Genomic DNA, 12,399 nt, shown 5'->3' on the forward strand with positions numbered 1-12,399 from the left:
ACACGCTATTTTGCCATAGGCCACCGGCCCGAACATAAAGAAACCCGCCGTAGCGGGTTTCTGATTAAAGCCGAATTGACGCCGTCAACACAGATACAGACCCGAGACATCAATCGTGATGCCGATCACGGTGACGTCCAGGAATGTTCCCGAGCCGCAGGAAATGCTGCCGGATTTGCTGGGGATGAAATTGTTCCAGCTGACATAGCGGTTGTTGGTTTTGAAACCCGAACCAAATACGCCGTTGACATTGAAATCCGAGGAGCGGCTGCGGAAGCCACCGGTCAGGTTGTGGTTGTCGGTGTCCAACCAAATGCTGCCCTTGGAACCCGTGATGCAACCGAAGATCGTACAGTTCTCACTGATGTTGATGGCCAGATCCAGGTGCCGGATGTTGAGGTTGGTCAGACGCAGTTCATTGCCACAGCTGGCGGTGTCGCAGTCACGCAGATTCAGATTCACCGGCTGGCTGGTGATAACCCGGAATGACCCGGTATTGGCGGCTTTACCTGAGGTTGTGCAACCGGTGCCACCGGCGGCGCAGATGTCGATACTGCTGGCCACCGGAGCGGCGGACGCTGTCATCTCTTCACGATCACCGGTGTTGGTGGCAAAGCTCAAGCTACTGGCGGCGTCGTCCGCACGGTAGCGGATGCGTTGCGCACCACCGCTTTCGTCAATCGAAATCTCAGTGTGCCGTTGAATGCTGCTGAGCTGGGCAATGGTGTAGGTTTCCTTGGCGTTGGCGTCAGCCTGTTCTCGCAATTCCACCCGGAACGGATTGCCCGCCACCGAGTCCAGTTCCAGGGCCAGCGGGGCTTGCTGTGCGGCAACCCGTTTCAGGCCGCTGATACGCGCCGTCAGGATCGATGTGCCTGGTACTTCAAGCAAGGTCACCCCATCCATGCCGGCCGGTACCCGGATGTCCGGACCGTTGCTTAGCAAGGCCTCAATGTGGCCGAGGTCATCACCACCCAGGTCCAGATCGAAGTCACCAGCGGTGCCAAAACTCAGGCTCATGCTGGTCGGGATCTGGGCCAGTTCAAGATCGACAATGCTGGCGCTGCCGAACAGGCCGCCCACACCATCGGCGGTGATGTGGATCAAATCCACGTCCTGGCTGCCGCTGTAGCTCAGCGTACGATCACCTTCCGGGCTTTCCGCCAGACTCAAATTCAGCGCGGTCGGCAACTGGTCGATCAGTGCGGTGACAACTTGGGCAGGTGCCTGGCTGTGATCAACAAACAGGATGTCTGCCGTGCTGGAGGCGGAGGCGCCCAGTTGCACGCTAACCTGGTCGCCCAGAGCCACATCAACGTTAGCGCTGCCGGGCACAGGGGCCAGATTCAATGACAGATCCAGGCCTAGATCACGTGCACCTCCGGCGCCCTGGCTGAACTGACTGGCAATCAAAGTCAGATCGTCGCCGGCTTTGCGGGTGGTCAAGCTCACCCCGATCTGCGAGTCATCCAGCGCACCGGTCAGGCTGACCGCCGCGGAGAACTGCTCGGGTGCCCGGCTGGTGCTGGCGTCATAGCCCAGCGCAAACAGTGCGTCAGACTCGGCACGCGGATCATCAATGACGGCTTCGATCTTCAGTGGCAGAGGCTTGTTGCCCAGCAGCCCGCCGAGCAAACCGCGCAGGCCAAGGCGGGCACCAATGCGATCCACGCGCATGGTGACGCGATTGGCGCCGGAAATGGACAGGCTCGCGGTGATGTCTGGCACCGAGTCGCCGTCCACGTCGATCAAAGTGGGCAGGTTGAGCAGACCACTGGCCTGGCCCTGGCGTCCATCGATCTCATATTCCCAGGTGTAGTTGAGCGCGCTGGGCAGCAGGGCCAGGATGTCGACCAAATCGAGAACATCACCGAGGCCGAGCGGATCCAGGACATCGCCAAGTGGATCATCCTGGGCTGCCGCTTGCGGGCGGTTCAGGAAGGGTTCCAGCACACCGGCAAAATTGACCTGCCCGAGCAATCCGCTCAGCTGTTCGCTGAGTTGCAGTTGCTCGCTGCCGCTGAGTGAGGAAAAGGCCTGTTGTGCATCTTCAGGCGTTGATACGTAGGTTGCCTGGCTGGCGCTGAGTACGCTGGCCGTGGCGGCAACTACAAAACCTGCGGTCAGCCGCAGGAATCGGGGTGTCGCGTCCATGTTGTCTCCCGTGTGGCAAGGCTGACCTTCTTTTACGTCCTCTGCGTGACGCTTTCGGGTCATGCCTGTCCAATAAGCCCCCAAGCTTCAGATACTAGCAGGATGTTTCAAGCCTGTGCGCGAGTGCAGGTGACGGCTGCTAAGATGCGCATCCTTTCAAGCCTATTGGGGCTTTGCCCCGAGGATGTGCTGTGCTGGACCGTGGTGCCATCGAACAAGCCTTGCGGGCATTTTCCGATGCCGTGATGGAATCGGACTTGCTGGAATACGTCCGCGACATCGCCTTTGATGCACAGACGCTGAGTCTGAACATCTGCCTGCCGTTCCCGGCCCGCCGCTACGCGCAGAGCTTGCGTGCTGCACTGGCCGAGCACTTGGCTGGCTTGCTGGGTGGGCGTCAGCTGCAGCTGCAGATCGACTGGAAAGTGGAGCCGCAGGCGGTGCAAGGCAGTCTCAAGCCCTTGCCCGGCATTCGCAACATTATTGCGGTGGCCTCCGGCAAGGGTGGCGTGGGCAAATCCACGGTGTCGGCCAACCTGGCCATTGCGCTGGCGGCCGAGGGCGCCAGTGTGGGTATGCTTGATGCTGACATCTACGGCCCCAGCCAGCCGCGCATGCTCGGTGTTGCCGAGGCCAAGCCCGAGGTGCTGGAGCAGAAGATGATGCTGCCGGTGGCCGCGCATGGCGTGGCCCTGATGTCGATCGGACTGCTGGTGGATGAAGAGCAGCCGACCATCTGGCGCGGGCCGATGGTGACCCAGGCGCTGCATCAGTTGCTCAGCGAGACGCGCTGGCCTGAGCTCGACTATCTGATCATCGACATGCCGCCGGGCACCGGTGACACGCAGCTGTCCCTGGCCCAGCGTATTCCGGTCAGCGGTGCGGTGATCGTGACCACGCCGCAGGACATCGCCCTGCTGGATGCGCGCAAGGGTCTGAAGATGTTCGAGAAGGTTGGTGTTAGCGTGCTCGGCATCGTGGAAAACATGAGCACCCACATTTGCTCCAACTGCGGGCATGAAGACCCGATCTTCGGCAGCGGCGGCGGGCAGGCCATGGCCACCCAGTACAATGTGCCCTTGCTTGGGCAGTTGCCACTGAGCGCCGGCGTGCGGCTGCAGGCCGACAGCGGCCGGCCGACCGTGGCTGCTGAGCCGGACGGGCCGCTGGCCGCCGGTTATTTCCAGGTTGCACGCCGCACCGCACTGGCCTTGAGCCGCGGTGGCGCAGCCGAGTTCCCTGATATTGTTGTCGAATAACGCCGACCCACCATTGCGGATGCAAGCATGAGTATCAAATCGGATCGCTGGATCAAGCGCATGGCCGAATCCCACGGCATGATCGAACCCTTCGAGGCGGGCCAGATGCGTGAGCATCACAACGGCCCCATCGTGTCGTACGGGGTTTCAAGCTACGGCTACGACGTGCGTTGTGCCGACGAATTCAAGATCTTCACCAACATCAACTCGGCGGTGGTTGATCCCAAAGCGTTCTCGGAAGACAGTTTCGTCGACTTCAAAGGGGATGTGTGCATCATCCCGCCCAATTCCTTTGCCTTGGCACGCACGGTTGAATACTTCCGCATTCCGCGCAGCGTGCTGACCATCTGTCTGGGCAAGAGCACCTACGCGCGTTGCGGCATCATCGTCAATGTGACGCCGCTGGAACCGGAGTGGGAGGGCCATGTGACCCTGGAGTTTTCCAACACGACGCCGCTGCCGGCCAAAATTTACGCCAACGAAGGTGTTGCGCAGATGCTGTTTCTGGAATCCGATGAGGTTTGCGAGACCTCTTACATGGACCGCAAGGGCAAATACCAAGGACAGCGTGGTGTCACGCTGCCGCGCACATGAGCACGCTGATGAAGCCGCTGCTTGCGACCCTTTTTGTCGTTTGGCTGAGTGCCTGCGGCGCCCCCGAGCCCGCCACGCCGATGACGCAGGCCGAAGCGGTCAGCATCGAAGAGGCGTGGATTCGTGAAACACCGCCGGGCGCCAAGGTCAGCGCGGGTTATATGCGGCTGGTTAATGCCGCCGACGCGCCGGCGCGTCTCATCGGCGCAACATTGGCCGAGGCCGCGCGCGCGGAAATCCACACCATGTTCATGCAGGACGGCATGATGCGCATGCGGCAACTGGAAAATGGTCTGGAGATTCCGGCCCGTGGCCAGGCCGCGCTCAAGGTCGGTGGTGATCACCTCATGCTGATGGGGCTGAACACGGCGCTGACCAGCGGCGCTCAGCTGTCCTTGCAGCTGCAGTTTGCCGACGGTTCAAGTACAAACATCAGCGTGCCGGTCAAGCCGGCGATGGGCGCGGCAGACAGCCACGCCCATCATTGAGGCGAAACGGCCAAAGCCCATCCGTTTCGCCGTTGGTACTCAGCTGCGCAGGCGGCGCCCGAGCTTGAAGGCCCCGGTCAGCAGGGCCTGGTAGTTGGCCGGCAGGCTGCGCTGGAAGGAGTCGATGGCGCGTGCGTCGAGCCCGATCAGAATGCGCCGGGCGTTCTTGCGCACCCCTTTGAGGATGGTCGCAGCAGCCTGATCGGCTGTGGTCGAGAACAGCTTTTCGAACTCGGCGGTGCTTTTCTCGCCATCCACCCCGGTAAGGTCCTTCATGCTCGCATTGATGCGGGCCGAACGTGCGATATTGGTTTTGATGCCGCCCGGGTGCACACAGCTGGCGGACACCCCGTGGCTGGCCAGATCAAGTTCCTGACGCAGCGATTCGGTGAAGCCGCGCACCGCGAACTTGCTCGCGTTGTAGCCGCTTTGCGTGGGTTGCGAAAACAGCCCAAACACGCTGGAAATGTTGATCACATGGCCATCGCCGCTGGCTTTGAGATGCGGCAGGAAGGCTTTGGTGCCGTAGACCACGCCCCAGAAATTGATGTTCATGATCCATTCGTAATCTTCGATCGAGGTGCCGGCGACACTGCCCGCCAGGGCCACGCCCGCGTTGTTGAAGATCAGATTGACCTGGCCATGCTCGGCCACCACCTGGTCAGCCCAGGCATAGACGGCGGCGCGATCGGCCACATCCAGGCGCTGCTGGGTCACTTTGACGCCTTTGTCGGCGAGCAGGGCCGCGGTTTCCGCCAGGCCAGTTTCATTGACATCGGAAATCGCTACGGCGCAGCCCGCATCGGCCAGTTGCAGCGCCAGTGCGCGACCAATACCTGAGCCCGCGCCGGTGATGGCCGCGACCTTATTGCTGAAGTTTTTCATGGTTTTACTCGGTTGGCGCGGCGTCTGCGTTGCGCCGCCTGTCTGCGCCGGGTGTCCGGCGGGCCGGCATTATGAAAGAAAAAGGGCGCCATCGTCGCGATGGCGCCCGTGGCGTCCCGCCAAAGGGGGGGGAGATCAGGACGCCTGTTGCACGGAGGCTGGGAAGTCCTCCAGCAATTTGAGGAACTGACGGTTGTCGTGATCCCAGGGATGGAAGCTGGGGCGGAAGTAATCGGCCCACGGTTTGGCCATCTTGCGGAAGTAGCCAAGTTCGCCGAACGAGACTTTGAAGAAGTTCTTCCAGCCGCGCGCGTTGGTCAGCTCGCCATCCTTGCGCAGCGTGCGCAGGTAGTAGTACGCCACCACGCTCCACAGTATCGGCGTGGCGACCAGCAGGCCGCCGGCGCGGTTGGCGTAGGCCAGCGCGCCCTTACCCATGACCTGCTCCCACACGTCATAGGCGACGGCTTTGTGCTCGGTCTCTTCCAGTGCATGCCAGGTCCAGACATTGGCAAAAGCGGGGTCGGAGCCTTCCAGGATGCGCGGCTCGCGCAGCAGGCCGTCCGCCATGATCGCGGTGAAGTGCTCAAGGGCGATGGTCGCCGACAGCTGGAACGAGTCCGGGGTGATCTTCTGCGCCGTACCGAGCAGCCATTTGACGAAGCGTTCCTGCTGTTCCGAGTCTTCGATGGCGGCAAAAACCGCATCGTTGTAGTCCTCGTGCTCGCGTCCGTGCATGGCTTCCTGACCAATGAAGGCGGTGACCGCCTTGGCCAGCTCCGGATCGGTGATCTGATCACGGTAGTTGCGCACCGCCTTGATGAAGAAGCGCTCGCCAACCGGGAACAGGATCGACAAGGTGTTCATGAAATGGCTCAGGTGCTTGCCGTGGCCATTCCAGTCCTTGATTTTGCCTGCCGGGAGGTTGAATTCGATGTCGCGCCGCGTCGGCAGCACTTCAGCACGAGGCTGGGAGGCCTTGCGCGCCTTGCGTGGGGTCGGGGATGTGGTTTCCGTTTGCATTGCCGCACCTCTCATTAGCACAGTCATAATTGTTACATGGATTAATGTAACAGTAGATGGTGCGGTGCGCAAACATTTCGTATGGTGGGATGGTTAAATCCATTAAAAACATGCAGTTATTCTTTTATTGCGCGCACGCCAACGACGCGGGGCCTAGCATTTCGACCCGCGAAGTCAGGGTTGGAGAGTTCGGGTTTAAGGCGCGGGCGTTGTGGGCAGGCTTTTCAGCGAGAAGCCGATCACCGGATCGTCCTTGCGCTGCTGCTCGACCTGAACCAGTCGATAGCCCAGCTCAGGCGCGACCCAGAAACGCGTGGTTTTCTTGGGGTCGTTGATGCGTTCGACGCGGATCGTGCGGAAGGTTCCGGCGGGCACGCTGATGGTGTCTTCACCGGTGACCGCGAGGGTGTACTGCTTGGTGCGGTCGTCGTCGGCCACGGTCACATTGAGGCGGCGCTCCTCGACCGGGAAGCTCATGCCCTCAACCAGACGCAGCGCCTCAAGTTGCACGGCCAGGCGATCGACCGCGCCATCTTCCCATGCGCGCTCGACCCCGTTGTGGTCGGTGATGGTCTGCTGCTGGGCATCGAAGGTGAGGCTGAAATTCTCGTCATCGGCGCCGACGCCGCTGCGGTGATAGCGGAAGAAGCGCGGCGTGATGCGCCCGTCGTTGACGCAGAACTCGCTGCGTTCGGTGATGCTGCCAGTGGCCCAGCGAAACAGCCAGGATGGTTTGGCGGTGTAGCTGTGGACGAAGCAGTTGTCGGCGTCCTTGACCAGGCTCAGGGTGGCCGAGCCGAGGGTGGTGTCGCCGCGATAAAGGCGGAAATCGGCGCTGAACGGTTCCAGCCGGTCTGCCTGGGCGGCACCGGCGAACAGCAGCAGTACAACAGGCAGCAGGCGGATCAGGCGCATCAGTAGTCTCCTAACAGCGGTTGGTGCAGGGGCTGATCATCAAGGACGGCGATGCCGTCACGCCATTGCAGGCGGCCAGACGCAGCCCAACTGAGAACCTCGGGATACAGTGCAAGTTCCACGTTTTCCATCAGGCGGCGTGCCAGCGAGGCTTCATCGTCATCTGCCTGGATGCGGATGCGGCCTTGTTTGATCACCGCCCCGGCATCCAACTCTTCGGTCACATAATGAATGCTGGCGCCGTGCCAGGTGTCGCCGTTTTCGAGGGCCTGGCGATGGGTGTGCAGACCGCGATACAGAGGCAACAGGGATGGATGGATGTTGAACATCCGGCCTTTGAAACGGCGGATGAAGCCGGGCGTGAGTATGCGCATGAAGCCGGCCAGCGCGATGATGTCGGGCTGAGCCGCCTCCAGCGCATCGCCCAGCGCCTGATCAAAATGCTCGCGATCCGGATAGGCGCGGTGGTCCACCGTGGCATGCGCCACCCCGAAGTCCGCCGCACGCTGCAAACCGGCGACGTCGGGGCGGTTGCTCAGCACCAGGCTGGGTGTGGCAGGGATGCGTCCATCGGCACAGGCTTCCAGGATGGCCTGCAGGTTGCGACCGGTGCCTGAAATCAGCACCGCCAGGCGAGGCGCGCTCACGCGTTGTAAACCACCGCTTCGCCGCTGCGCGGCACCATGCGGCCGATCTCGAAGACCGTCTCGCCAGCGTGTTCGAGGGCACTGCGACAGGCCTCGACCTGATCCGGCGCGACCACCAGCACCATGCCGATACCGCAGTTGAAGGTGCGGCGCATTTCGCTTTCGGCGATGTTGCCGGCTTGCTGCAGCCACTGGAACACCGCCGGGCGCGGCCATGCAGCCATGTCGATCTGCGCGGCCAGCGTATCCGGCAGCACGCGCGGCAGGTTCTCGGTCAGACCGCCGCCGGTGATGTGGCACAGCGCGTGGATGCGTTTGTCGCCGATCAGCGGCAGCAGGGCTTTGACGTAGATGCGGGTCGGCGCCATCAGGGCTTCGATCAAGGTCTGGCCGCCGCAGTCCTGGGTCGGCTCAGCGCCGCTGCGTTCCAGCACCTTGCGAATCAGCGAGTAACCATTGGAATGCGGGCCACTGGAGGCCAGGCCAAGAATGACATCGCCGTCACCAACCTGGCTGCCGTCGAGGATGTCATCGCGCTCGACGATGCCCACGGTGAAGCCCGCGGCATCGAAATCTCCGGCGCTATACAGCCCCGGCATTTCTGCGGTTTCGCCACCGATCAGGGCGCAGCCAGCGTCCTCGCAGCCAGCGGCGATACCGGCGATCACGCGGGCGGCAACACCGCGTTCGAGTTTGCCGGTGGCAAAGTAATCAAGAAAGAACAGTGGTTCGGCGCCACTCACCAGCACGTCGTTGACGCACATGGCGACCAGATCGCGGCCCAGGCCATCAAGGCGGTCGGAGTCGATACCCAGCTTGAGCTTGGTGCCGATGCCGTCGGTGCCCGAAACCAGCACCGGCTGGCGGTAGCCCTGCGGAACCTGGAAAAGACCGCCGAAGCCGCCCAGACCACCGAGCACTTCGGGGCGCTGGGTGCGCGCGATCAACGGTTTGATGTCTTCGACGAGCTGGTTGCCGGCGTCGATGTCGACACCCGCATCGCGGTAGCTCAAAGGTCCTTGGTCTGAGGGCGAGGGCATGAGGCAGCCTGGTGGCGGTAAAACAGCGCGCATTGTACCTTCCCCCGGTACACTTGGCGTTTTCATCTGACCGACAAGCCCGATGGTTTTATTGCGTCACAGCCTGATTCTGCTTGTGCTGCTGCTCCTGCCGCAGGCCCACGCCGCGGGTGTGGCGCGCCCGGCCGGTTTCTATCAGGGCAGTTCGCCGGTGGACAGCCGCAGCAGCGAGGCCCGCGATGCGGCCACCCGCGCGGCGCTGGGCGATGTGCTGGCGCGCATGACCGGCGATGTGTCGGTGAGCTTGAATGCCGCCTCCGAGGCCTTGCTGAGCAACGCGCCGCGCTATGTGCGCAGCTATCGGTATGCCGAGGACAATGTTGAGTTGCGCCCGGGCGAGCGCGAAACCCGGCAGCGCCTGATCGTGGATTTCGATCCCACGGCGCTGGTTCAGGCGGCCAAGCAGGCCGGCTTGCCGTTGTGGGACGATCGGCGCCCCACCACCATGACCTGGGTGGTCGGCCCGACCGATCAGGGGCCGCGCCATGTCTACGGGCGCGAGCGCATCGAAGAACGTCTGCCGGGACTGGTTGAAGCGGCCCGGCGCCGCGGCCTGCCCCTGGTCTATCCGCTGATGGACGAACAGGACCAGGCGGCGGTGAGCAGTTTCGACATCATCGGCGAGGATTACGAGCGGCTCGCGCAAGCGGCGTTGCGCTACCAGACCCGCCACATGTTGCTGGTGCGCATCGAGAGCCGCGACGGGCTGTGGTATGCCTTGTGGTCGTTCCTGCAGCCGGACCAGGAGCCGCGTCGCTGGCGCACGGTGGGCGATGAGCCGAACGTGGCACTGGCTTCGGGCTTTGACGAGTATGCCGACGAGCTGGCCAGTCGCTATGTCACCCGGGTTGCGGCAGGTTGGGTGCAGAGTGCGCGCCTGCGTGTGGTCGGTCTGAATGCGCTGGCCGACTATGCCCGGGTCCTCAATTTGCTCGAGACCACCAGCCTGATCGAGACCGTGCAACCGCGTGAACTGATGGGTGACGAGGTGGTGTTCCTGGTCGATTTCGAAGGAGAGGTCAGCGATCTGCAGCGCAGCCTGGCGGTGGCTGGCTTTCTGCGCGAGGAAGCCGCAGCGGCGGCCGGAACCCTGCTCGGCCAGGATGCCCAACCCGCAGCGGGTGATCCTGCAAGCGGCGGCTCAGGGCTGAGTTTCTACGCCGTCTCGCAGCGTCGCGAGTTGCGCTACCGCTACGCGCAGTGATGAGCATGTTGTCGCATCCATGGGCCAGACCTGCATTGCTGCTTGGCGGCGTGCTGGGCTTGCTGTGGATGCTGCATCTGCTGTCGCCGATTCTGCTGCCGTTCGTGCTCGGCGCTGCCCTGGCTTATCTGGGCGATCCCATCGTCGATCGTCTGGAAGCCTGGAAACTGTCGCGCACCGCAGGCGTGTGCCTGGTCTTCGCCCTGTTCGGCGGTCTTGGTCTGGGCATGGTGCTGATTCTGCTGCCCTTGCTCTATGAGCAGGTCGCCGAGATGGTCCAGCGCATCCCCGAGTTCATGCTGTGGCTGCAACAGGATGCGGCGCCGCGTGTCGGCATCGTGCTGCCCGAAGGGGCGCATCTGGATGTCGAATCGATCAAGAAGATGATCACCGAGCATTGGTCCAAGGCCGGCGATCTGCTGTCGCAGTGGGTCGGGCCGCTGACCCGCTCGGGCGGCGCCATGCTGGGGCTGGCGATCAATCTGTTCATGGTGCCGGTAGTGACCTTCTACCTGCTGCGCGACTGGGATCTGCTGGTCGATGAGATTCGCAATCTGTTGCCGCGCCGGGCGGAGCCCAAGATCAGCGAGCTGGCGCGCGAAGTTGACGACGTGCTCGGCGCCTTCATCACCGGTCAGCTGATGGTGATGATTTCGCTGGGCAGCTTGTATGCCCTGGGGCTGTGGCTGATCGGCCTTGATCTGGCGTTGCTGATCGGTTTTGGCGCGGGGGTTGTCAGCTTCATCCCTTATCTGGGGCCTATTGTCGGGATCGTCAGTGCCGGTGTGGCCATGCTCATCCAGACACAGGAATTGTTGCCGCTGGTCGGCGTTGCCGTAGTGTTCGGCCTGGGACAGTTCCTGGAAAGCGTGTGGCTGACGCCCTGGCTGGTGGGCGACAAGGTTGGCCTGCACCCGGTGACGGTGATTTTCGCAGTGATGGCCGGTGGCCAGCTGTTCGGTTTTGTCGGGGTCATGCTGGCGTTGCCGGTGGCCGCGTCACTGGCCGTGCTGGTGCGTCATCTGCGGGCGCACTGGCTTCAGAGCGACTGGTACGCACATGCCGAGCTGCCTGATTTTTCCCTGCACGATGATGCGGCGCCTGAGTCCGACGACACCCGCGCATGAGCGCCAGCCAGCAGCTTTTACGCCTGGAGCGTCCGGGCAGTTCGGACTTTGACAGCTTCTGGCCCGGACCCAATGCGCGCATCGCAACCACGCTGCGCCATTTTGCGGTCGACGACGAAGAAGGTTTGCAACTGCTGATCGGCCCGCGCGCCAGTGGCAAGAGTCACCTTGCTCAGGCCAGTTGCCGGCGGCGCTGGGAGGCGGGGCGTCAGGCTGCGTATCTGCCCCTGCGCGAAGCGCCGCTGGATGCCGCCATGCTCGACAGCTTCGCGGCCAGCGGTCTGATCGTGGTCGATGCGGTCGAGGCGTTGCGGGCCGAGGACGAACTGCTCCTGCTGCGCCTGGTCGACCGCGTCCGTGCGGCCGGCGGCAAACTGCTGGTGTGCAGCCGGGTATGGCCGGATCAGCTTGATCTGCAGACCCCGGATCTGCGTTCGCGTCTGCAGTGGGGCGCCATGCTGGAATTGAAACTTCCGGACGAAGCCGGTCTGTCGGCCATGCTGGCACACCGGGCGCAGCGCCTTGGTGTGCACTGGTCTCCGCGACTGGGGGATTTTCTGTTGCGCCGTTTGCCGCGAGATCCCAGGGCCCTGGCAGGCGCGCTGGATGCGGCCTACGACCGCGCCGTGGCTGACGGGCGTCAGCTCACCGTGCCGTTACTGCGAGAGATTCTGGACCCGCTGGCCACGCACGAATAAATTGCTGGCCACGAACCACACCGCGCCCAGCACCATGCAGATCAGGGCGGGCAGGCGGCTGTCCAGATTGACGTAGGCCTCCATCGCGCAATAGGCGATGTAGCAGGTTGCGGCCAGCGTGCCCCAGGCGTGGGTGTAGGTCTTGCCACGAAAAAGACCGGGCAGGGCCAGCAGGCCCGGAATGCTGAACAGCCCCATGATCACCGTGGCCATGCGGCTGGGAGCCAGCACCGTGGGCCAGAGCAGAAACACCAGCATGAAAGCGCTGGCCGCAGCGGCGGCCAGGAAACGAAAGAAACGCGGCGTCATGCCAGGCTCGGGATCGG

Annotated in this window: 13 protein-coding genes; 6 read left to right on the forward strand and 7 right to left on the reverse strand. The window is 62.9% G+C overall.

Translation table 11 applies throughout. The features are described 5' to 3' along the window. Window positions 1-84: 84 nt before the first annotated feature. Window positions 85-2,154: a hypothetical protein gene (locus ATO7_RS16295; RefSeq protein WP_083563483.1), complete on the reverse strand. Its 2,070-nt coding sequence runs from the start codon at window positions 2,152-2,154 to the stop codon at window positions 85-87. Window positions 2,155-2,345: 191 nt separating this feature from the next. On the opposite strand from ATO7_RS16295, the gene apbC reads away from it, so the two are divergent. Genes apbC through ATO7_RS16310 form a run of 3 tightly spaced genes read left to right on the forward strand, consistent with a single transcriptional unit; the run spans window position 2,346 to window position 4,495 of the window. Next, the gene (gene apbC, locus ATO7_RS16300) at window positions 2,346-3,413 is read left to right on the forward strand and encodes an iron-sulfur cluster carrier protein ApbC (RefSeq protein WP_146680409.1); all 1,068 of its coding nucleotides are present in this window, start codon (window positions 2,346-2,348) and stop codon (window positions 3,411-3,413) included. 27 nt (window positions 3,414-3,440) lie between these two features. Continuing rightward, window positions 3,441-4,007 carry a dCTP deaminase gene (dcd, locus tag ATO7_RS16305; RefSeq protein ID WP_083563484.1) on the forward strand — a complete coding sequence of 189 codons (567 nt, stop codon included), beginning with the start codon at window positions 3,441-3,443 and terminating at the stop codon, window positions 4,005-4,007. Then, window positions 4,004-4,495, forward strand: coding sequence for a copper chaperone PCu(A)C (locus ATO7_RS16310; protein WP_083563485.1), 492 nt, complete (start codon window positions 4,004-4,006; stop codon window positions 4,493-4,495). Before dcd ends, ATO7_RS16310 begins: the two co-directional genes overlap by 4 nt. Before the next feature lie 39 nt (window positions 4,496-4,534). Here the strand turns inward: ATO7_RS16310 and ATO7_RS16315 are convergent, their stop codons facing one another. The 5 genes from ATO7_RS16315 to purM form a co-directional block, all read right to left on the reverse strand. Continuing rightward, window positions 4,535-5,380 (reverse strand): SDR family NAD(P)-dependent oxidoreductase, encoded by an 846-nt coding sequence (locus ATO7_RS16315; protein ID WP_083563486.1) that lies wholly within the window; start codon window positions 5,378-5,380, stop codon window positions 4,535-4,537. A gap of 135 nt (window positions 5,381-5,515) precedes the next feature. After that, window positions 5,516-6,403: a metal-dependent hydrolase gene (locus ATO7_RS16320; protein WP_083563487.1), complete on the reverse strand. Its 888-nt coding sequence runs from the start codon at window positions 6,401-6,403 to the stop codon at window positions 5,516-5,518. 195 nt (window positions 6,404-6,598) lie between these two features. Beyond that, entirely contained in the window at window positions 6,599-7,318 is a 720-nt protein-coding gene (locus ATO7_RS16325) for a DUF3108 domain-containing protein (RefSeq protein WP_083563488.1), read from the reverse strand. After that, a complete protein-coding gene (purN, locus tag ATO7_RS16330) occupies window positions 7,318-7,965 on the reverse strand; it encodes a phosphoribosylglycinamide formyltransferase (RefSeq protein ID WP_146680410.1) in 648 nt (215 codons plus the stop codon). Before purN ends, ATO7_RS16325 begins: the two co-directional genes overlap by 1 nt. Beyond that, entirely contained in the window at window positions 7,962-9,005 is a 1,044-nt protein-coding gene (purM, locus tag ATO7_RS16335; protein WP_083563524.1) for a phosphoribosylformylglycinamidine cyclo-ligase, read from the reverse strand. Before purM ends, purN begins: the two co-directional genes overlap by 4 nt. An 82-nt stretch (window positions 9,006-9,087) precedes the next feature. On the opposite strand from purM, the gene ATO7_RS16340 reads away from it, so the two are divergent. The 3 genes from ATO7_RS16340 to ATO7_RS16350 are packed head-to-tail and all read left to right on the forward strand — an operon-like array spanning window position 9,088 to window position 12,073. Continuing rightward, on the forward strand, window positions 9,088-10,248 hold the full coding sequence (locus ATO7_RS16340) for a DUF2066 domain-containing protein (RefSeq protein WP_083563489.1): 1,161 nt from the start codon (window positions 9,088-9,090) through the stop codon (window positions 10,246-10,248). Next, the gene (locus ATO7_RS16345; RefSeq protein WP_083563490.1) at window positions 10,248-11,375 is read left to right on the forward strand and encodes an AI-2E family transporter; all 1,128 of its coding nucleotides are present in this window, start codon (window positions 10,248-10,250) and stop codon (window positions 11,373-11,375) included. Before ATO7_RS16340 ends, ATO7_RS16345 begins: the two co-directional genes overlap by 1 nt. After that, complete coding sequence (locus ATO7_RS16350) at window positions 11,372-12,073, forward strand: HdaA/DnaA family protein (RefSeq protein ID WP_083563491.1); 702 nt, start codon at window positions 11,372-11,374, stop codon at window positions 12,071-12,073. Before ATO7_RS16345 ends, ATO7_RS16350 begins: the two co-directional genes overlap by 4 nt. Here the strand turns inward: ATO7_RS16350 and ATO7_RS16355 are convergent. Then, window positions 12,032-12,382: a DUF2069 domain-containing protein gene (locus ATO7_RS16355; RefSeq protein WP_158523251.1), complete on the reverse strand. Its 351-nt coding sequence runs from the start codon at window positions 12,380-12,382 to the stop codon at window positions 12,032-12,034. The two genes, ATO7_RS16350 and ATO7_RS16355, sit on opposite strands and share 42 nt — an antisense overlap. Window positions 12,383-12,399 lie beyond the last annotated feature (17 nt).

Origin of the sequence: Oceanococcus atlanticus (genome assembly GCF_002088235.1) — a bacterium.
Taxonomy (GTDB): domain Bacteria; phylum Pseudomonadota; class Gammaproteobacteria; order Nevskiales; family Oceanococcaceae; genus Oceanococcus; species Oceanococcus atlanticus.

What these genes read in the sequence shown, in the direction of transcription:
- ATO7_RS16320 (WP_083563487.1), bottom strand. Translation starts at nt 6,403, where the DNA reads ATGCAAACGGAAACCACATCCCCGACCCCACGCAAGGCGCGCAAGGCC.
- purM (WP_083563524.1), bottom strand. Translation starts at nt 9,005, where the DNA reads ATGCCCTCGCCCTCAGACCAAGGACCTTTGAGCTACCGCGATGCGGGT.
- ATO7_RS16355 (WP_158523251.1), bottom strand. Translation starts at nt 12,382, where the DNA reads ATGACGCCGCGTTTCTTTCGTTTCCTGGCCGCCGCTGCGGCCAGCGCT.
- ATO7_RS16325 (WP_083563488.1), bottom strand. Translation starts at nt 7,318, where the DNA reads ATGCGCCTGATCCGCCTGCTGCCTGTTGTACTGCTGCTGTTCGCCGGT.
- ATO7_RS16350 (WP_083563491.1), top strand. Translation starts at nt 11,372, where the DNA reads ATGAGCGCCAGCCAGCAGCTTTTACGCCTGGAGCGTCCGGGCAGTTCG.
- ATO7_RS16315 (WP_083563486.1), bottom strand. Translation starts at nt 5,380, where the DNA reads ATGAAAAACTTCAGCAATAAGGTCGCGGCCATCACCGGCGCGGGCTCA.
- dcd (WP_083563484.1), top strand. Translation starts at nt 3,441, where the DNA reads ATGAGTATCAAATCGGATCGCTGGATCAAGCGCATGGCCGAATCCCAC.
- ATO7_RS16295 (WP_083563483.1), bottom strand. Translation starts at nt 2,154, where the DNA reads ATGGACGCGACACCCCGATTCCTGCGGCTGACCGCAGGTTTTGTAGTT.
- ATO7_RS16345 (WP_083563490.1), top strand. Translation starts at nt 10,248, where the DNA reads ATGAGCATGTTGTCGCATCCATGGGCCAGACCTGCATTGCTGCTTGGC.
- ATO7_RS16310 (WP_083563485.1), top strand. Translation starts at nt 4,004, where the DNA reads ATGAGCACGCTGATGAAGCCGCTGCTTGCGACCCTTTTTGTCGTTTGG.
- ATO7_RS16340 (WP_083563489.1), top strand. Translation starts at nt 9,088, where the DNA reads ATGGTTTTATTGCGTCACAGCCTGATTCTGCTTGTGCTGCTGCTCCTG.